Genomic DNA, 20834 nt, shown 5'->3' on the forward strand with positions numbered 1-20834 from the left:
GCTGACATGGATATTTCACGTCCAGACTCCAGCGCTTTTGTTTAGTATATTGACGCCGGTTCTACATCAACGGTCATTATCAGTCCTGATTTAATCCAGTCCGTCCGGTAATACTTAATGAGCTGCTGCAGCGTTTCTGTCAACTTCGGCTCTTTTTTGTATTTTATCAAACATTGGTAGCGATATCTATTGTTCACTCGACTGATAGCGGAAGCAGTTGGTCCGATGACGACTGTGCCTGCAGATAAGTTCTGTTTTAAGTAGCGTGCTCCCTTTTCTGCAAAGTCAGCTACTTTCAATAAATCCTCGTGCGTAAACTGAACAAGCGTGACGAAATAGAAGGGTGGATAGCCATATTGTCTTCTGGCCGCCATTTCCATCGTATAAAAAGGCTCATAATGCTGTGCTTTCGCTAATTCGATTGCGTAATGTTCAGGGGAATAAGTCTGGATGAAAACCTCTCCAGGCAATTCGTGACGTCCAGCTCGTCCACTTACTTGCGTCATTAGTTGAAAGGTTTTTTCAGCGGCACGGAAATCAGCTAAATGGAGTGTTGTATCTGCGGCAAGCACACCGACAAGTGTAATATTCGGGAAATCTAGCCCTTTTGCAATCATTTGCGTCCCGAGTAGGATATCCGCCTGTCCTTCACTGAACTGTCTAAGAAGCCGCTCGTGTGAACCTTTTTGCCTCGTTGTATCGACATCCATTCGAAGGACACGTGCTGTAGGAAACAGTTTCGCAATTTCTTCTTGCGCTTTTTGGGTCCCTGTTCCGAAAAACCGGATATGTTCACTTTTACATTCCGGACAAACGAGCGGCACTCGTTCTTCATGACCGCAATAATGGCATTTTAACTGTTCGTGTGCACGATGATAGGTCAACGAAATATCACAATTTGGGCATTCAACGACAGTACCGCAATCCCGGCAGAGTACAAAAGATGAAAAGCCTCGCTTATTCAGAAACAGCACGATTTGCTCTCTTTTTTCCAATCGGATACGGACCGCTTCCGCAAGCGGCAATGAAAACATCGAACGATTTCCGGTTTTCAATTCCTCTCGCATATCAACGACTGTTACTGTTGGCAGGGCCTGATCTTTTGGTCGTTTCGTTAGTGTAAGCATGGTATATACACCTTTTGATGCACGTGCATATGATTCCAGTGACGGCGTTGCACTTCCTAAAATAACAGGACAATTGTAATACTCCGCGCGTTTAATCGCAACGTCCCTTGCATGATAGCGCGGTGTATCATCTTGCTTGTACGTCGATTCATGCTCTTCATCGAGAATGATAATACCAATATTTTCAAACGGGGCAAATATCGCCGACCTTGCACCAATGACGACTTTTACTTCCCCCCGTTTTATCTTCCGCCATTCATCGTATTTCTCACCGGCAGACAAGGCGCTGTGCATAACTGCAACGAGCGAACCAAAACGCTCTTTGAAGCGCGACGTCATTTGCGGGGTTAATGATATCTCTGGGACAAGGACGATTGCTTCTTTGCCTTTATCCAAAACGCGTTTAATGGCACGTAAATACACTTCTGTTTTTCCACTTCCTGTAACGCCATGAAGTAGGAATGTTTCTGCTTTTTGATTGTCTTCGGATGTTGCTATATGATCAAGTGCAATTTGCTGTTCGTCTGTCAAGATTTCGGGTATCGCTGTATCTTTCAATTGAGGCGCATCAGGTTCACGGTACACTTCAGCAAGTTCTTCGAAGGCTGCGCCTCTTTCAATGACAGTTTTCAGCACAGCCGGTTGAATTCCCGACTGTTCCATCAGTTGTTTTGCACTGATCGTTTTCCCTGCATACTCCAACATCCAGCGAAGTAATTCAGCTTGTTTTTTCGCATTGGAGTGACTGGAGTCAAGCAAAGTTTGCAGTGTTACCTCATCTGCCATTCGAATCATCCGCACTTTTTTCACAGCAGTTTGCTGCCCTACGGCCGTATCGACCGTGACAATTCCTTCTGAAACATACTTTTTTAACATTTTCATCAATTCTGCTGAATCTACTTCTTTCAACTGAATCCGTTTCCTGCCCGCAAGAAAAGCTTTAAAATCAGCGTCTTCAATTCGTTCCGGTTCTTCGACAATGATGAACTTTTCATATTTTGCACGCATCGCAGCAGGTAACATCACTTGGAGGGCATCAATTTCATATGACAACGTCTCAACCGCGAGCCAGCGCGATAATTCGAGCAGTTCACTAGAAATGACCGGATCCAAATCAATAAGTTCATCAATCGGTTTAATTTTGCCGAGTGCAAGCTCACTTTCGTCCTTCAACATTGTTACGTAACCAAGCACTTTCCTGGGTCCAAACGGAACTTTCACTCTGGTTCCAGGCTCAATCACAGATTCCAATGCTTCTGGAACGAGGTAATCAAACGGCCTGTCGATTGGATAAGCCGCTACATCTACAATGACTTCAGCGATCATTTAGTTGATCACTTTCTTCTTTAATAATTGTTTCCAGCAATAGAATGGCGAGTTCTTTTTTCGGCATTGCTCGGAATGGCTTATGTGTTCCGTTTTTCGAAAGAAGTGTGACAACGTTTGTATCCTTCCCGAATCCAGCATCCGGATCAGTCACGTCATTGACGATAATATAATCAAGGTTTTTACTTTCTAGTTTGCCTATGCCATAACCAACTGCATTTTCAGTTTCAGCAGCAAAGCCAACAAGGATTTGTTTCGTTTTCATTGAACCGATTGTTTTCAAGATATCAGTTGTTCGTTCAAGTTCAATAACAGAGTCCCCTACTTGTTTCTTCATCTTTTGGGGCTGAATCTCTCTCGGGCGATAATCCGCTACAGCAGCTGCTTTGATAACGATTGCCGCATCATCGAATTGTGTTCGGACGGCTTCAAACATCTCTGCCGCACTTTCAATATCAATGACTGTTACTCCCGCTGGCTTGTCCAATCCAACAGGTCCCGAAATAAGGACAGTCTCAGCGCCGAGTTTAACTGCTGCTTCTGCCATCGCATAGCCCATCTTGCCACTTGAAAAATTCGATACATATCGTACCGGATCAATCCGTTCACGTGTCGGACCTGCCGTGATCACAACTTTCTTTCCTGAAAGCGGAAGATATTTGGACGTTGTGAACCGTTCTGTTATCAGTTCTACAATCTTTTCGGGTTCTTCCAATCGACCTTTTCCTACATAACCGCATGCCAAAAAGCCTTCAGAGGGCTCGATGAATTTATAGCCATCTTCGTGCAGCGTAGTAACATTTCGTATAACTGCTTTATTCTCATACATATGGACATTCATTGCAGGTGCAATCCAGACCTCAGCCTGAGTAGCTAAGAGTGTAGTCGTTACCATATCGTCAGCAATCCCATTCGCGAGTTTACCAATTACATTTGCTGTGGCTGGAGCAACTACGACAAGATCAGCCCAATCTGCCAAATCAATATGTGCAATCACACTGGATTTTTTTTCATCGAACGTATCGAAAAAAACATCGTTTCGTGACATCGCCTGAAATGTAAGTGGTGTGACAAATTCCTTTGCTGATTCAGTCATTATGACCTTTACGTCCGCTCCTGCCTGAGACAACTTACTTACAAGTGCAACAGCTTTATAGACCGCGATTCCGCCAGTTACACAAAGGAGGATTTTTTTATTCAACAACATGATCTCATCCCTTCTAAAATGACAAACTCCCAAAGAAAAACTCGTTTCTAAGGGAGTATCACGTTTATTTATTATGATGATAATTTAAAATAAGCTCCACAAAATGAAGCCTTATTAAACTTCGTCTTCGTAGACGATTGAATCGTCCGATTTCTTTTTAGAAAGTACACCGGCTGCCACTTCTTCAAGTGCTTTACCGACATTCTTGTTAGAGACATAAGAAGTAAGAAGCTTATTGCCCTCTTCTTGCATTTGACGCGCACGTTTTGAAGCGAGTGTTACAAGTGTGTATTTCGAGTCGATTTTTTCTTTTAGAGAATCGATTGATGGAGTTAACATTGATTATTCCCCTTTCAGCATACCTAGATAGATTTTTTCTACACGTTCTCTGCGGCAATGTTCGGCAGTGACAATGGCATTGATGCGATCGCAAGCGTTTGTCACTTCGTCGTTTTCTACGACATAATCGTACAAGTTCATCATTTCAAGTTCTTCACGCGCTTTCAAAATACGTGTTGCAATGACATCCGCTTCTTCAGTACCTCTTCCTACAAGTCTGTCTTCGAGTTCAGATAAACTTGGCGGTGCAAGGAAAATGAATAATCCGTCTGGAACTTTGGCACGCACTTGTGCCGCTCCGACAACCTCGATTTCGAGGAATACGTCTCTCCCAGCGTCAAGCGTTGCATTAACATAATCAAGCGGAGTACCGTAATAATTGCCTACGTATTCAGCATATTCAAGAAGTCTATCTTCTTCAACCAACTGTTCGAATTCAGCCCGCGATTTGAAAAAATAATCGGAGCCATCCACTTCACCTTCGCGTGGACTTCTCGTCGTCATTGAAATCGAGTATTCATAATTCGTATCAGGTTGTGTAAAAAGCTCTTTTCGAACCGTCCCTTTGCCCACACCCGAAGGTCCAGATAGAACAATTAGAAGCCCACGTTGTTTGTACATGCAATCCCTCTTCTTATCTAATCTAATTTTACAGTGGAGCTTCAGCACAATCATGCCGGCTCCGATCGTTATTGATCGAAACAATCTGTTCATATTATACCATATATGCTTGTTGTAGTGCTAAAATAGGGAAAAACGATTTGAAAGAGGAATCCTAATGGCATTTGATGGTTTATTCACAACGGCTATGGTGCAGGAGCTACAAGTCTTGAAAAATGGACGTATCTCCAAAATCCATCAGCCGAACGCACAAGAAGTCGTATTTCTAATCCGTGCAGACGGTAAAAATCAAAAACTACTTATTTCAATTCACTCGGCGTATTCACGTATTCAGTTGACAGAAGAAGCGATTACAAATCCTTCTGAACCGCCTATGTTTTGCATGGTTCTTCGTAAACACTTAGAAGGTGGGTCGATTACTTCCATCGGCCAATTCGGGACGGATAGGATTATCACGATTGACGTGAAGGCGAAAAATGAAATTGGTGATGATATTAACAGACGATTGTATGTCGAAATCATGGGCAGGCACAGTAACTTGCTGCTTGTAGATCCCGACCGCGACATCATCGTTGATAGTATGAAACACTTGCCACCATCGGTAAATAGTTACCGAACAATATTACCGGGTCAACCTTTCATACCAGCTCCTCCGCAGGATAAAACAGATCCATTTGCGGTAACTGAAGAACAATTTAACGGGTTGCTACCAGAGTTAGAAAGTGCCCGTGAAGTCGTCCAACGATTTTCAGGCTTTTCACCAGTTAATGCGGAGGAATTATTATACCGCTTAAAAAATGCTCCAGAAGCGAATAAATTCATCGTTTTCACATCACTCCTTGGATCATTCAAAGGAATAGCTAGCACACCAAATATTTCGGAAATTGGTACAAAAACCGTATTTTCAGCGACAGCGCTAACACATTCCGATAAGACGATTGCGGAATACAAGACGCTGGGTGATTTGCTGGATAAAGTGTATTTCGCTCGTGCTGAAAGAGAACGTGTGAAGTCACAAGCCGCGGACTTAGAGCGTTGGCTCGACAATGAAGTTGCTAAACTGAATTTGAAAGTAAAGAAACTCGTAAAAGAAAGAGAAGCCGCTGGAAAGCTAGATACATTCCAACTTTATGGAGAATTACTTACTGCCAATAGTTATGCCATTGAAAAAGGTGCAACGGAAGCAATTGTCGCCAACTATTACGAGGAAGGGACAACTGTAACCATACCGCTTGATCCTAGAAAATCACCAATTGATAACGCGCAACGGTTTTATTCTAGGTATTCCAAAGCGAAAACAGCACTTATCATGATTGCTGAACAGCTTGAAAAAACGGCAGAAGATATCGCCTACTTTGAAATGATTAAACAGCAAGTGTTACAAGCATCCCCTATAGACATCGCAGAAATACGTGAAGAGTTGGCGGAACTTGGTTTTCTGAAGGCCCGCAAGTCGAAAAAGAAACTGAAACCGAAAAAACCAGTACCTGAAACATATGTATCATCTACTGGTGTGAAAATTTCAGTGGGCAAGAACAATAAGCAAAATGACTATTTAACATTTAAAATTGCATCCCGGGAACAAACTTGGCTCCATACTAAGGATATCCCTGGATCACACGTTGTCATACACGAGGCGGATCCAGACGAAGAGACAATTCGTGAAGCGGCTATCCTTTCTGCTTATTTCAGCAAAGCCCGCGGATCATCAGCAGTACCTGTTGACTACACAGAAGTCAGGCATGTGAAAAAGCCGAACGGATCTAAGCCTGGATTTGTTATTTATTTTGAACAAAGGACTATATTAGTTACACCAGATGAGGATATTGTTATGAAACTACGAAAATAACTTCTAACGGCGTCTCTTGCTTAAAATCCAGCTGACTTCTGTTGATTAACCATTTATTCACATGAAATATGGGTGAGTAAGGCTTTGGAAAACCCGTTTTCACTGGATCATTTTCAGTTCGATTTCGGCGAACTAATCACGACACTCTTAACGAGAGACATGTGTGGCTAGTTGCCTGTCGCGTCCCTACAATAGTTCGAGCGAAAAATGCGGTTATGCTTGAAAGAAACGAATAGATGACTTTCTATAGAGAGTGTAAGTGCCCGAAGATGCAATTTCGGGCACTCTAGTACTTTGTACAATGCGCTCCTTGCTTACCTTTAGCAAAGAGTATACATGTAATCATGTGATACCTTATAGAAAGCGGCACTTCTTTACTAGTAAAAAGAGAAACCCTAAAGAATGTTTCAGCCGCCAAAATTGTATCTTTGGCGGCTTTTATCCAGGTAGATGCCCCTCTAATATAAAATGCTATTCCACATGGATATCATAATTGTGGAATAGCATTTTTTTGTTTCAAGAAAGTTATTTCAACTTTTTATTATACCCAAATTAAGTAAGTATACGTTTTTCAACATTATGTATTTTCTAGTCTCCAGCACTTTTCTAGTATTCTTTTAAAAAATTGCATCCACACTAAACGGATACACCATACCAAATTATTTTAGCAATTATCTCTAAGCCACTCTCCGCATTGAACGGGACTATACAATCATGAAAGTTTTTATTTGTTGATTCTGGACTTAATACAATCACTTTTTGCTGTTCAATTCTTCTATAGCGCCTGACGGCATATTCATTCCCAAAACAGTAAACGGCTATATCACCATTTTCCAGTTTATCTCGTCCAATTTGTAAAGCAACGATGGGAGACCCATCAGGAAATAACAAATTCATACTTTCTCCATTTACTTTAAATGCTATTAGATCTTCGTCTTTCGAGTGCTCCCCTAAGAAACTGACAGGTAGCTTTATAAATTCAATCTCATCACATTCGATACCATCTGTAAGTGAGAGAACACCTGCCGAAATGCTTGGTAAGCACGGAATATTTACCGTCTCTGCAATAGGATAAGCGTTTTCTTTAAAGAAATATTCCATTGGGACATCAAAGTAATGCGCCAATTGTTGTAAAGCCCCAGCCCTTGGAAATTTATTTCCCTTTTCCCATTCTGAGATTGTTGCTTGGCTCATCCCAATCGCTTCGGCAAGTTCCACCATCGTTATTTTATTTCTTTCCCTCAATCGCTTCAAACGTCTGGAAAATAAGCCTTGTACCAGATTGGTCATGAATAGAACCTCCATTTACTTCTCATACTGATTGTACATCATTTCGGAAGTAATCTGTTTTAATACAAAAAAAGCATGTGGTAACTATCCCCATGCAAGTTCTCTTGTTATATCACTTTTAGTAATATATAATTATGTGAATAAGGGGTGAATTATGTGATATCTGAAAATGGAGTGCCATTTTACCTCATCCAAACACTTCATTCTTTACGATTGAAATATGGGATGAATTCTATTGATCTCGCCGAAAGAATAGGAGTCAGCCTAACTACATACGAAGAGTGGGAAAAAGATTCTTCTGCCATCTCGTTTAATCATATGTTGAAGCTAGAAGAAGTATTTCAAATGCCCTCGAAGTATATTTATTTCGGTAAAGATATAACTTTAAGTAATCCTGAAAGAACGAATAGAAAGTAAAGCAAATTATATTACCAACTGTAACATATTCCATTGTCCTATGTTCAAAGATAACTGTAAAAGAAGTTACTTTATACTAGTTTTCATTGAATACAAAAATCGTTACACATTTCAGAGAGGTGTTGTTCTGATAGGATGACCAATTTAGATTCTACACTTGACATTGAGTTAGTCATTTCAAAAATTTCGTCCGACCAATCAAAGTCGTTTCAAACGACTTTAAAGGATTTCCAGACGTTATTAAATGAAGATAAATTAGAAGATTCTATTCTGAAAAATGTCTCCTCTATTTATTATGTATTAGAAAAATTACATAAAGAAAAGAAAATTCATAGACGAGAATTCAACCAACGTACTAAATCCTTAATTAATATTGTCCTACTTGCGAAAGATATAAACGCAAATAATATACGTATAAGTAAGTCTTGAATTGCCAAGACTTGCTATCAAAATAGAACAATGCTTTTAATTAATCCAGATGATGTCTTAGTTATAGACCTATGTAAAAGATGCTATTCCACGATGGTGACATCCATCACGGAATAGCATCTTTTACATTATAGACGACTACTTTTCGGCACGACTATTGATTAACCATTTTCTTACACGAAGCACCTGTAAGAAAAACATACCAATCTAAATTTGCACTTGTACATTTCAGGCTAACTTTGGTTAATCAACACATATTTTTTCTGGGGTAATCCCCCATAAGAACTCCCACCAATTTACTCTGGTGCTTTTTTACTTTTATCGATTCGGTTGTAATCAGACAGTTGAATCACTCGAACATCGCGGGTATTCAACTCGTGGTAAATCCCTCTGCTATCCCGGAACGAAATGTAGCGATCTCGCTCGCTTTGGATTAGTTCTTCTGCTCTTTCTTGGGACTCCATATAAATAAACCTTCTGATATAATGCTCTTCATCAAAAAAGTAAGTTATTTTGAATTCTTTCATGCCATAAACCTCCTGAAATGCGTAAGCGCTCTAGTTCTCTAATGGCCACATCATTCTTCCGTTAATATTCTCCTTTCATTCTAAAAACTCAGCCTATCCATTTCCTTTCGCACCTATTCTTCAACCTCAGAAAGGCAATCTTCAAAAAAGTGTACACAAAACTATGTTACACTTAATTTGGGTACTAAATGGCTGATGATAAACAATCCAGATCATTAGGGAAGGTCAGCACTTACGTTTATCTGCGGTCTATACATATTTCTATTTTTCGGGGAGGGTTATCACTTACTATAAATAGACCTATTACAAAGCAGTATAAACTGCCTGATATGAGAGGAGTTATAGATTTATCGGACATGAAATGCGGGCTTATATGACAGTAATTAAATTGAATGAAGCAAACATCATCAGACTCTAGTAAAATTCCCCATATACTAGCGAATTCTTTATCCTATGCTTTTATAAAGAATTGCTTTCTCTGTCATTCTTCTTTAATGAGGGCGTAACGCCCCCCACTTCTGGCTATTCATACATATATCCATTGTGCTTATTTATGCCCTATTCATTTTTAATCCGGATAATCGGAAAAATTGAGGAGGAACTAAGAACATGACACTTTTAAAAAAGATAACTGGATTTGGAACAGCTGCACTTTTGGCATTCGGACTTGCAGCATGCAACAGTGATGATGCAAAAAACGACGATGAGCAAACATCAGGAACAAAAACAACGGCCGGTGACTCTGTTGACCACACAATTACAGGGATTGATCCCGGTTCAGGACATATGGAATTAACGGCGAGAGCACTTAAAGAATATGATCTGACAGATTGGAATCTCACTTCGGGCTCTGGTGCCGCGATGACAGCTGCTTTGAAAAGAGCTTATGATAAAGAAGAACCAATTATCATAACAGCTTGGAGTCCGCACTGGATGTTTCTAAAATTCGACTTAAAATATTTAGAGGATCCTAAACTAGTCTATGGTGATTCTGAAGAAATTCATTCAATTACTCGAATGGGAATGAAAGATGACTTCCCTGAAGCTTACACGATTTTCCAACGCTTCAACTGGGACATAGAGGATATGAGCGAAATTATGGTCGCGATTGAAGATGGGGTAAAGCCTGAAGAAGCAGCCCAAACATGGATTGACGACAATCAAGACAAAGTAGCAGAGTGGACAGATGGCGTGGCTAACGTGGATGGAGATACCCTCAAGCTCGTCTATGCGCCCTGGGATAGTGAAATCGCAAGTCATAATATGATGAAACTTGTTCTTGAAGATAAGGGTTATAAAGTCGAATTATCGATGGTAGAACCAGGTCCAATGTTCTCAGCTATCGCTGATGGAAGTGCAGATGCAACATTCGCTGCTTGGTTACCTATCACCCACAAAACCTATCTAGATAAATTTGATGGTAAATTCGAAGATGTTGGTATTAATATGGTGAACGTCAAACAGGGACTAGCTGTACCAACCTATATGGAAGATATCAATTCCATTGATGATTTAAAGAAATAATTCCAGAAAAACAGCCCATTGCTTTTAGCGATGGGCTGTTTTCATAAAATGTTTTGACAACTGATTTTTGCTGTGGTTTGATTGTAGAATAGATGGGCAATTAAACTTGTTTTCACTCCTTGTAGAAAGTAGGTATATACCTAAATGACAACTTTTAGTGCTGAATTAAAAAACTTATCAATCGGATTACCGAAAAAAATGAAATATGGTACTGATAAAGAAATGGATACTGGCATCTGCAAAGAAACGATTGAGGAGGTCTTTTTAACAAAAGATGGCTTTAGAGGAGATGGTGTAGCAGACCTTCGACATCATGGGGGGCTTGACCGCGCAGTTTGTGTCTATCCGCATGAGCATTATTCGCTCTGGGAACAGGAGTTTAACAAGCCCCTACCAAGTTCGGCTTTCGGGGAGAATATAACAGTCACCAATATGTTGGAGCAAAACGTTCATATTGGTGACATTTTCCGTCTCGGAGATGCTGTTATTCAAATAACGCAAGGCAGAATTCCATGTAGCACGATTACAAAGAGAACCGATATGCCTCCCCTTCTTAAAAGAATGGTGGAAACCGGGTTCACAGGTTATTTATGTCGTGTTTTAGAAGAAGGCTCTGTACGAAAAGATTCGACAATTACATTAGTAGAATCTCATCCAAAACAAGTGTCCATCCTTTTTGCGAACCAGATTTTTTTTCATCATCCAAAGGATATTGAAGGCATCAAAAAAGTGTTGGACGTTCAAGAATTGGCACACGATTGGCGTGAGCGATTGACCAAACGATTGGAGCAATTAACAAATCCATATATGTTGAACAAATGAATACGGCGTATGCGCTTTACAAGGGCTTTTGAAAGGCCACTGAAAAAGCCCTTGTAATTGGAATAAATTAGGACTCCCACTAATACCGCTTCGACGCTTTGTGGATGCCTCCCGCGATAAGCCAGAAAGAAGACCACTTGGGAGGGATTGAACTGTATCTCTCCTTGTTCTTATCGCTCCGGCTACCACGAAGACGCGCCTGCGCTAGATTGTCTATGTGAGAAAGAGCTTTTCATTATCTACGATGAAATCTGCAACCTAGAGTGTGTCTTTCTTGAATAGAATTAGTATCAAAAAGTAATCACATTATAATCTCTGCATATACATCTCAAAATCACATTTCTCTCGATAATGAAACAACCTAGCGCAAGCGCGGAAAAGGGGTCGCCGAAGCTGTAAGGCATTCCCAAAGCGCTAAGCGTTCTACAATCCACCCCCCGAATTAATACTCTCTCCTTATTGAGCGCCACAGTAAATTTAGTGGGATTCTTTAATTCAATATATATAGTCTAAAATTTTTTGCATATTCTTATATAGGTTACTAGCAAAACAGCTATTCCACTTGGATTTCACCAACGTGGAATAGCTGTTTTTCATTTCATTAATCCAACTCTTAATTCTCCATGTCAATCAAATAATTTTCTGATTGCTTCTTCAGTGTTCTCGACCAGTCTAGTAGAGAGACTCGGATTGATGCCGGCATTGTCACCAAGTCATCTCAATCAATTGCTTCATCGCAGAAGGTTTGGTATCGCCAGTTTCTTTATCGATTATAGATGTGTATAAATGTGGAATTACGGTTTCTGCACCATTGTCCAGACATGTTTGTACGATTACATGGACGTTGTCTAACGTAATACCACCTGTTGGTTCAATGATTTTAATGCCCGCTTTTACTGCTGCTTGCGTCATTGCTGCTAATTCCTCAAGACCCTTTTCACCTTCGATTGGATATAATTTGATAGAAGGAATCCCGAGCTCAGCAATCATAGCTGCCACAAGTTCACATGATACCTTCTCTCGGTATGCCGAACTAGCTGGACCCGTGGAAATATACACTTGACCAGGCATGCCAGTTGGTTCGACCAAAGAGTTGATCACGGGAACATTTTCTGTAGTTTGTTCCATTCTTCCAAGCGTATAACCCGATGCCGGGAATACTTGGTTAATATGATCTGGTAAAGTTGCCACAGATACATTCGCAACTTTTCTCCACATATTAGGATCACCCGCACCTAATCCCACTGAAACACGGATATTATTATCCTTGAATTCTTTTACTAACTCGATAGCAGCCTCTTCTGTCGGGAAGTTCTTGACCATGACTCCTACTAATACGCGATCACCCGCAATTTCCACAAGCTCCAGTGCATTATTCAAATCCTTGGCTAGCACGTTAAAAACGACTTGATGTTTAAATGACATTATTCCACTCCTTGAGCTAGAACTAGTTTGATTGTTTTTACTATGATATCTTCTTGCCCTTTAAGCAAGGGTCTTGGATCGACAGATAATATTCCGATGTTCACATAATGATGGCGTAAAAAAATAGCCGGATTTCCTGACTCGAGTGCGTGTAGCAAATCCTCTGCATCCATGCCCGCTTCTTTACTATCCACTTCAATAGTTGCACGGTAAATATCCCTGCCTGCTTCATCCTGTTTGACTGAGCATGTCAATCCAGAAACACCATTTAAATCATTACAGAGTTTCTTCATTCTACTAAGCTGCCCCTCTACATCTGTAGCTTTATCGGCATATTGCTTAAGTGCTACGATCAAACCGGCCATTCCTTCTTTTCCAATTTTCATCGGACGACCAATTCCTTTATATTGCTTCCGGCATGCTTCCATTAATTCTTTTCTCCCACAAATGAATCCTGATGTTGGCCCTTCCAATGCTTTACCACCACTATATATCACGATGTCTGCACCCATCGCAATATATAGTTTGAAATCCTCTTCAGCTGCAGCATCGATAATAAATGGAATGTGATGCTTCTTCGCAATTTCTATCATAGTTTCAATTGGTTGCATCCCTTTTTGAATAGCATGATGAGATTTAATGTACATCAGTGCAGCAGTATTTTCATTGATTGCTTCCTCAATATGCTGTGCTTCCACTTTGTTTGCTTGACCGACTTCAACCACCTGCCCGCCGCCCAAACTGATCATTTGTGCAATGCTGGCCCCAAAATGAATTTGCTGTCCTTTTTGAACGATGACTTGGTTTTTCAACCCATCTGAATTTGGTAGTCTTTCAATATGTGTCAGATTTTTACCCGCGATAACGGCTGCAGTACTAATCGCAATCCCAGCCGCTGCACCGCTCGTTGGACAGCCATCCTCAGCACCTGTTACTTCAGCAATAACAGTCCCTGTAAGCTCCATGATTTCATCAATGTCTACATAATCTTGAGAGGCTTCTTTAAGTGTTTGCGCAACTTCCTCACTTACAGCTGATGCACCAAGAGCTGTCATTTTTCCGCTTGCATTAATAACTTGTTTTAATCCTAATCGCTTAAAAACACTCATCTTGTTCACCTCAGTCTAATGGTATTGGGAAAAATGCCCCTAAAAGCATTGCTCCTAAAATTGCTCCGCCTACAATAGGCTTCTTTCCCGCGTAAAAAATTGCTGCTCCAACAACGGCACCAACACCAATTGGAATAGATGCAGATGCAGCGGAAATGATAATCAATGGTCCTAAGAATCTTCCTGAAGCATTCCCCGCTCCCATCATGACATCTGCTCCAAAAGTGGAGTTAGATTGCCCTACTGTAAGTTTACGAACCATAATGACAACATACCCGATTGCAAGCCCTAAAATAGCGCCAGTAAGCAAAGCTAACCCAAAATTTTCAATTGGTGCGGTAATTCCGGAAGCCAGAAGTAATGCAGGTACACCAATTCCAAGTCCCGTTTGAATTGCACCACCTATATCTAAAATCCCAACAAGCGAACCCTCCAAAATGCGTGCAAATAGAAAACTTGCCCCAAATGCTGCCGCTACACCATAGCCACCACCTTGCATTCCTACTTCAAGCATCGCAACAATCGCAACATCATTAAACGCCCCAATTTTATAAACGTAGTACATATGGGTGCCCGCAAATACTCCGGATGACAATAGGGCTACAAAAATCGGAAATGACCAATCGGCATACCAAAAACTTTTCATATTAATTTCATTGTTATCCCCCACTTACTTCACCTCATATCCAATTAGTTTGTGTAGATTGATTAACCATTCAGGCGCTTCAAGATTAAATCCTTGAAGGAACTGAATATCGAATCCACGGAAAAACCCACTAAATATAAACAATAAAATTACAGAAACCATAAGTGTCTTTGTAACTTTATTCCAACCACCGTCATCTACGCCTTTTCCGATTAAAATTCCCAGCACGACACCAGGCACGGCATTTCCCATGACCATATGTGCAGCTCCGCCGAAAATCGTTCCCCAGATTCCTGATCGCTTACCAGAATCCAAAGCTGCCAACCAGAAGATAACCGGCATGACAGGATTGATGAGCAAATTTGCTGCTGGAACCAATACTTTTAACGCAATTGCTTGCAATGACTCTGGAATTGCAGAGGCCGTCGAATTCAAGAATGTTACAACAAGTACCCCGATAATTGCTCCCGCAATTGCCATTTTCTTTGGATTATGCAGTGTATCCTCTGGACGTTTTCCTTTTCTCATTAACACAGCTGCCGCCCAGTTTGGAATAATCCGGTGGTCGACGTCTTGCGTGAATGCACCAGCGCCTACAGAAGATGCCCATGCATTAAAGAAGAATCCTAAACCGAATGAAAAGTGTGATGCTGCGTCCCCTGCACAAGCATTTAACTCTCCCAACGTTCGAAATGCACCCATTCCTTGTGATTTGGGAGCGTGAAACATCCGAGCCGCACCGGCGCCTACGCCGAAACCTACAAATCCTCCAATGATGATAGACTTAAAAATAATCGTAAGTAATTCCATAGTTTATCCCCCTTTATTTCAAGAAATTATTACCCATGATTTGACCCTTCAAACTGTTTCCTTGTTCAACTGTTTCAAATCGAATTTCTTCTACATCCAACAGGAATAATTCCACATCTACATCTAGCACAACCCTGTATTTACTTCTTTTTCGTGGTGCAAAAACGAATAAAAAGCGCTCAATATACGACGTTTCCATCGCTTCTACTACATCAACATTTACAGGCTCAATCCGAATAATCATATTTCCCTTATAGTCTTTCATTACTTTTTTCTGAATATTCCCTAGTGCCGTATTCAGTGCTCTTTCTTTCGAATCCCCTTTGCCCTCAATACGGACCTTTGTTTCAATAATTTTTTTCATAAAATCAGCTCCTTAGTTTTATGAATTCTTCTGTAAGTCTTCTTCCCAATTCTTCCGAATCATTAAAGCCAAAACCAAGAACTGTCTTTCCCTCTCTTAACGCTGTTAGTCCTTCTTCAACAGAACGCATGCCATAGCGTGCTGAATATCCATATTTTGACTGTGCCGTAATAGCCCCTGCTCCCCCACTACCACAAAAAGAGATACCCATATCCGCCTTCACTTCATTCATCATATCGCCCAGTTTCATATCGGCAGCCATTCCACTAATAACGATTGCCTTGCCCCCTGCTGCCTCCACGCCTTTTCCTACATTTTGCCCTTTTCCTAAACGATCGCCAATCACAACAATAATTTCACTCATAACTTATTCCCCCTATTTTCAATTTAATTTTGCAGATTCAAAGTGGATTGATAAAAGATACTTTTCATCATCATGCAAATTGCTAAGTTGTTTGCAAATGTCATCTGCCATTCCAATGGAATCTTGTGAAACCTCATTAAATATTTCTTTTTCAAGCGCTGGAATCGCTTCCATATTTATTGAGCGATAAACCATACCGGAAATGTGTGAAACAAATGAAAGCCACTGCGTTTCTGTCATAATAATTTTTTTAGTCGTTAAAACTTTTTTTGAATAATTTAATACTTCTATACATAATTCTGAATTCCCGCTTTTACTGATTATCTCGCGCTCTTTTGGAATTTGTTGATTCATCATGGTACACTACCTTCCCATTTCTCAACACCATATATGGTTTAAGTATTTGCTTTGCTTCTAGTTCTACTCCCTCTGAATCTATTAAAATCGTTCGTTGTTCAATAATCTTGAAAATCGTAATATCGGCTTTGGTTCCTAGTGCTAGCGTACCTATATCACTTGCCCCAAGTGCATTTGCTGCTCCCAACGTGACCGACTTCACTACCTCAATTAAGGGGATTCCAAGTTCCAATAGCTTGGTCATCGTAGTCATCAAGCTACAAACGGGGCTTTGATAGTTTTTAATATATATATCGGTACTGGTCGTAAACGAATCGTCATATTGCTCTCTGAATTTCATTAAAGTTTCATAGCTAAAGCTAGAGGTACCATGTCCGACATCGAATAATACGCCCCTCTTTAAAGCATCCAACGCTTCTGGAATTAGTTCACCTTCTGCATTCATAATCCCATGTTTTTTTCCATGAAATGCATGTGTCACGATGTCTCCTTTACTTAAGAGAGGGAAAATGTCTTGTAAATGGGGAGGTGGGTTCCCAATGTGGACCATGATTGGAACACTTAAACGGTCCGCTAGCATACGCGCATGTTGAAGAGGTTTAATTCCACTATTTTTAACAACACTCCCACTCATTCTTGCCTTCAATCCAACAATGCTTGGTTCCTTTTCAAAAATTTCTTCTGCTTCTTCTATACTCATTAAATCCTCCATATTTGCAAGTTCAGCAAGACCGCTAGTTAAGCCCTTTCTCGCAATATTAAGGAATGAGAGAACCTTCGTTTGACTAGGTTCAACCACCTTCTCCTTAAAAGCCGCATAATCTGAATATCCGGCACTACCTGCATCGACTACTGTTGTAACGCCTTGCTCAATGCCCACTAAATCAGCATCGATTCCAAGTTCGGTGTGTCCAGTAAAAATATGAACATGCATATCGATGAAGCCTGGTGAAACATAGCATCCTTCTGCATCGATATATGTTACATTTGCAGAACTACTGTGTTGTGGAACTCCGAGTAATCCATTTCGTACTGCAATTTCCTTTATTTCAATCGTGTCTTGTTGAGGATCAATGACATAACCATTTTTTATGATGATTTCTTCTGGCACAAAAACACCCCCAGCTATTTTAAATAATGCAGGATTGCAATGATTTCAGCTTTGTGTGTTTGCAAATCATGCACATCTAAAATTTCTTTGATCTTTTGAATATCCTCTTTGTCATAAGCATGATTGCTAGAACTTGAATAATTGTCGTATTGTTTATCGAAATAAAAGCGATGAACCATTAAAAAAATATGCAGCATGAGTGCCTGCTTCTTGGTAGCTCCTATTTCATCGGTAAAAGCTAACTGGATTTCTTGATTAATCTCAAAACCCTTTAAGATTATTTCTTGACTGATGAATTCAGTATCTTGACTACCGATTGTTTCCTCGGTACTTTCCAACAAGTTATTAAATTGAAAGTTTTTATAACGCAGTAACTCCTGCACCTTACGTTTGATGGTTTCGATATCCCTTTTACTTGGCAGCGGATCCACAATTACTAATGGAAGATCAGTTTCAATTGGAAAGACACTAATAATCAAATCGACTTTTTGCTGGATGCAAATTTCATCCACTTCCATAATCGAACAATTTTTAACGATTTCAATATCATAAATTTCTCTTTCGACTCGATTTTTAATAAGACGCGCCACGCCTCTTCCAGTAGAACATACATATAAAGTACGAATTTTACCTTTTTGATTAAACTTCTTTTCAAAAGAGACAATGAAATGGAGCACGATTAACGATACAAACGAATCCGGCACTGAAATTTTTAGAGGCGCAAGGTATATTTGGCACGCTTTTCTGATAGTTGAGAATAGAACTGAATAGTTTTTCTTTAATTCTTTGGTGAATGGATTAATTTCTGTGAAATTGATTTCCCCTTTTTGAAAACGTAGAGAAAGGTGAGCAAAAAGATTATTATATAGTTTTGGATCCTTATGATAATGAATCCCTTGTATATCACTGACATATTGGATTATTTCTTTTGTGACCTTGACGATGTCGATTTGATTAAGCGCGTTAACCCTATCTCCTGTAATATAGCGGTATTCCTCTTCAAACAAAGGATACTGCATTTGTTCATACACCTTCTCCATTAGCTGAACCGTTAAATTAGGATAATCAGCTTTCTTTATAATCCGATAGTCTTTCATCGTAAATCCAGCGTTCATTCGAGTAATCGAGATTGTCATTCTAAACAAAATCCTTAGTACATCTGATTCATGAAGTACGTGTTTAGGTTGTGAAGCAAATAACCGAGCCATCTGCTTCTCAACGACTTTATACAAAGGAAGTATGTCGGCAAATAGCATAGGTCCTTCAATTAATAAATCTCGACAGGTTACGCCACTCATAATTTTATAGATTTCATTATTTGTCAAATCAGCATGGATCAAATGCTCAAATAGCAACCTTAGCGATAGTTCGTCTCCTATTAATTTATAACCCGTTCCGTGCTTTCTTTCTAATTCTATTTTCCAAGGTTGGAGCAATTCATCTATTTGTTTAATATCATTCAAAGATGTATTTCTACTTACATCAAGCCGCTCGGAAAAAGTAGATGCAGTTATGTAGTCAGTGTTCACCAGCATATATAAAATCATTTTTCCTACTCTAGCCTCCTGATTCAGATAGACATCATTTCTCTCAATTTCCGGCAGGGTATGGATGATGGCCAATCGTTTTTCCTCACTACAATCAATCCAAATCCCTTTATTTGACTGTGAAAATAACTCTATCTCCCGGGTATTGAGCCAACCTTTCACATCTTCTAGGTCATATTTAATCATTCGTGTACTCACATTAAATTCTTCTGACAAATCCTTTAGATAGACAGAACCACTAGTTTCTAGAAGCTTCACCAATAACCGAAACGCTCTTATGTTAAGCAATCCCAACACCACCCTATAGTTGTTCGGGTTTCTTCTGTATCTCCGGAGCATTTAGGTTTTTCTAATACAGAAACCGACAATGAAACAAAAGCGCTGAAGTCTAGACGAGGAATCGCTTCTTTTAAAGGGTTTCCACAGCGCAAGACTTTATAGCTCTCTAACCAGACACAAAATAATTTCGTTTGATCCGACTCCGGAGAGGGTCTTGAATCAATAATTCTTTACTAATCCAACTTTAAACTTTTTATCAATTCAGATAAAGACAAAATCCTTTCCACCTAAATAGGGAAGGATTTTGGAGCCTTAGTAAGTCATGCACCTCCAACCTACACAATACTAGCTGCTAAACGTCAAAATCTCCTCATCCGTAACAAATATAAATGATTTCTGTAGTTTGCGCTATTCGCGACAAGCTGTTCTAATCGCGTTAAATGTTAATGGGTACGATAATTAAAAAAAGCTATTCCACATGGATTTCACCGTGGAATAGCTTTTTTGTTGGCTTAGGAAACTATTTAATCATGCATTGTGAGTAAACTGCAACATAGAGATTTCACATCCAAACTCCAGCGCCTAGAGGCTCGGGGTCGACAGGATATGGGTCATGCAGTTCGGGAGGGATTGGACTTCATCCCTCCTTGTTGCCACAGGAAGTGCCGCATTTAGGCAGCATTCATTTATAACAGACGCTTGCCCTTTTGTAGTTTATTTCAACAAACCAGCCTTCAATTTCCCGTGCCACTCAAGTAAACTAGCCATTGACTCTTCATTGATAGCCCCTTTTTCTTGTGCGACTTCAGCAAGTGCACCGAAATCAGTCAGGCTTTTGTAAGTCAGTCCTGCAGACGCGAATGTTTCATCTGCACTTTGCAGTTCATATGTAAAGATAGAAACAATACCAGTCACGTCAATTCCTTCAGAACGCAGTGCTTCTGCCGCATTCAAGCTACTACCGCCCGTTGAGATCAAATCTTCGATAATTACCGCTTTATCAGTATCAAGTATTTTCCCCTCGATTTGACGGCTTCGACCGTGGCCTTTTGCTTTTGAACGGATATACACCATCGGTAACCCAAGAATGTCCGCAACCCAAGCTGCATGGGGAATTCCAGCTGTAGCAGTACCAGCTATGACCGTTGTTTCAGGATAATTTTCACGAATCAATCCTGCTAGGCCTTCCGCAATCTTCTTCCGTCCAACCGGATCTGACATCGTCAATCGGTTATCGCAGTAGATAGGGGACTCAATGCCTGATGCCCATGTAAACGGTTCTTCAGGACTTAATTCAACTGCACCAACATGTAACAGGATTTCAGCAACTTCTTTTTTCACCAT

The 20834-nt window shown here is 40.2% G+C and carries 20 protein-coding genes; 4 read left to right on the top strand and 16 right to left on the bottom strand.

Annotated elements, in window-relative coordinates; all coding sequences use genetic code 11:
* Positions 1–41 precede the first annotated feature (41 nt).
* The 4 genes from priA to gmk form a co-directional block, all read right to left on the bottom strand.
* Positions 42–2453 (bottom strand): primosomal protein N', encoded by a 2412-nt coding sequence (gene priA / locus ACGLYD_RS12730; RefSeq protein WP_354312444.1) that lies wholly within the window; start codon positions 2451–2453, stop codon positions 42–44.
* Entirely contained in the window at positions 2443–3660 is a 1218-nt protein-coding gene (gene coaBC / locus ACGLYD_RS12735; protein WP_399628258.1) for a bifunctional phosphopantothenoylcysteine decarboxylase/phosphopantothenate--cysteine ligase CoaBC, read from the bottom strand. The genes priA and coaBC overlap by 11 nt, the downstream gene beginning before the upstream one ends.
* Before the next feature lie 114 nt (positions 3661–3774).
* Positions 3775–3999 carry a DNA-directed RNA polymerase subunit omega gene (rpoZ, locus tag ACGLYD_RS12740; protein WP_067211360.1) on the bottom strand — a complete coding sequence of 75 codons (225 nt, stop codon included), beginning with the start codon at positions 3997–3999 and terminating at the stop codon, positions 3775–3777.
* A gap of 3 nt (positions 4000–4002) precedes the next feature.
* The gene (gene gmk, locus ACGLYD_RS12745; RefSeq protein ID WP_067211363.1) at positions 4003–4620 is read right to left on the bottom strand and encodes a guanylate kinase; all 618 of its coding nucleotides are present in this window, start codon (positions 4618–4620) and stop codon (positions 4003–4005) included.
* A gap of 157 nt (positions 4621–4777) precedes the next feature.
* On the opposite strand from gmk, the gene ACGLYD_RS12750 reads away from it, so the two are divergent.
* Positions 4778–6469 (top strand): NFACT family protein, encoded by a 1692-nt coding sequence (locus ACGLYD_RS12750; protein WP_067211365.1) that lies wholly within the window; start codon positions 4778–4780, stop codon positions 6467–6469.
* Between the two features lie 636 nt (positions 6470–7105).
* Here the strand turns inward: ACGLYD_RS12750 and ACGLYD_RS12755 are convergent.
* Positions 7106–7759 (bottom strand): XRE family transcriptional regulator, encoded by a 654-nt coding sequence (locus tag ACGLYD_RS12755; protein WP_399628262.1) that lies wholly within the window; start codon positions 7757–7759, stop codon positions 7106–7108.
* A gap of 156 nt (positions 7760–7915) precedes the next feature.
* Here ACGLYD_RS12755 and ACGLYD_RS12760 point away from each other — a divergent pair, with 156 nt between their 5' ends.
* A complete protein-coding gene (locus ACGLYD_RS12760) occupies positions 7916–8176 on the top strand; it encodes a helix-turn-helix transcriptional regulator (protein WP_067211370.1) in 261 nt (86 codons plus the stop codon).
* 725 nt (positions 8177–8901) lie between these two features.
* On the opposite strand, the gene ACGLYD_RS12765 is transcribed toward ACGLYD_RS12760, so the two are convergent.
* Positions 8902–9132: a hypothetical protein gene (locus ACGLYD_RS12765; protein ID WP_067211375.1), complete on the bottom strand. Its 231-nt coding sequence runs from the start codon at positions 9130–9132 to the stop codon at positions 8902–8904.
* 609 nt (positions 9133–9741) lie between these two features.
* Between ACGLYD_RS12765 and ACGLYD_RS12770 the strand changes: the two genes are divergently transcribed.
* A complete protein-coding gene (locus ACGLYD_RS12770; RefSeq protein WP_187045430.1) occupies positions 9742–10656 on the top strand; it encodes a glycine betaine ABC transporter substrate-binding protein in 915 nt (304 codons plus the stop codon).
* 144 nt (positions 10657–10800) lie between these two features.
* The gene (locus ACGLYD_RS12775) at positions 10801–11478 is read left to right on the top strand and encodes an MOSC domain-containing protein (RefSeq protein ID WP_399628267.1); all 678 of its coding nucleotides are present in this window, start codon (positions 10801–10803) and stop codon (positions 11476–11478) included.
* Between the two features lie 705 nt (positions 11479–12183).
* Here ACGLYD_RS12775 and ACGLYD_RS12780 read toward each other — a convergent pair.
* From ACGLYD_RS12780 to pyrE, 10 genes are all read right to left on the bottom strand, one after another.
* Positions 12184–12903 carry a KDGP aldolase gene (locus tag ACGLYD_RS12780; RefSeq protein WP_067211384.1) on the bottom strand — a complete coding sequence of 240 codons (720 nt, stop codon included), beginning with the start codon at positions 12901–12903 and terminating at the stop codon, positions 12184–12186.
* Entirely contained in the window at positions 12903–14012 is a 1110-nt protein-coding gene (locus tag ACGLYD_RS12785; RefSeq protein ID WP_067211387.1) for a DgaE family pyridoxal phosphate-dependent ammonia lyase, read from the bottom strand. Before ACGLYD_RS12785 ends, ACGLYD_RS12780 begins: the two co-directional genes overlap by 1 nt.
* A 10-nt stretch (positions 14013–14022) precedes the next feature.
* Complete coding sequence (locus tag ACGLYD_RS12790; protein WP_067214019.1) at positions 14023–14658, bottom strand: DUF4310 family protein; 636 nt, start codon at positions 14656–14658, stop codon at positions 14023–14025.
* Positions 14659–14682: 24 nt separating this feature from the next.
* Entirely contained in the window at positions 14683–15468 is a 786-nt protein-coding gene (locus ACGLYD_RS12795) for a DUF4311 domain-containing protein (protein WP_067211390.1), read from the bottom strand.
* A gap of 13 nt (positions 15469–15481) precedes the next feature.
* Entirely contained in the window at positions 15482–15832 is a 351-nt protein-coding gene (locus ACGLYD_RS12800) for a DUF4312 family protein (RefSeq protein WP_082786640.1), read from the bottom strand.
* Positions 15833–15836: 4 nt separating this feature from the next.
* Positions 15837–16196 carry an SFCGS family glycine-rich protein gene (locus ACGLYD_RS12805; RefSeq protein ID WP_067211393.1) on the bottom strand — a complete coding sequence of 120 codons (360 nt, stop codon included), beginning with the start codon at positions 16194–16196 and terminating at the stop codon, positions 15837–15839.
* Positions 16197–16214: 18 nt separating this feature from the next.
* Positions 16215–16553 carry a PRD domain-containing protein gene (locus tag ACGLYD_RS12810; protein ID WP_399628273.1) on the bottom strand — a complete coding sequence of 113 codons (339 nt, stop codon included), beginning with the start codon at positions 16551–16553 and terminating at the stop codon, positions 16215–16217.
* Entirely contained in the window at positions 16510–17664 is a 1155-nt protein-coding gene (locus ACGLYD_RS12815; RefSeq protein ID WP_399628276.1) for an amidohydrolase/deacetylase family metallohydrolase, read from the bottom strand. Before ACGLYD_RS12815 ends, ACGLYD_RS12810 begins: the two co-directional genes overlap by 44 nt.
* A 14-nt stretch (positions 17665–17678) precedes the next feature.
* A complete protein-coding gene (locus ACGLYD_RS12820; RefSeq protein WP_399628279.1) occupies positions 17679–19397 on the bottom strand; it encodes a BglG family transcription antiterminator in 1719 nt (572 codons plus the stop codon).
* 807 nt (positions 19398–20204) lie between these two features.
* A complete protein-coding gene (gene pyrE, locus ACGLYD_RS12825; RefSeq protein ID WP_399628282.1) occupies positions 20205–20834 on the bottom strand; it encodes an orotate phosphoribosyltransferase in 630 nt (209 codons plus the stop codon).

Origin of the sequence: Sporosarcina sp. SG10008, from assembly GCF_044569405.1 — a bacterium.
GTDB classification, from domain to species: domain Bacteria; phylum Bacillota; class Bacilli; order Bacillales_A; family Planococcaceae; genus Sporosarcina; species Sporosarcina psychrophila.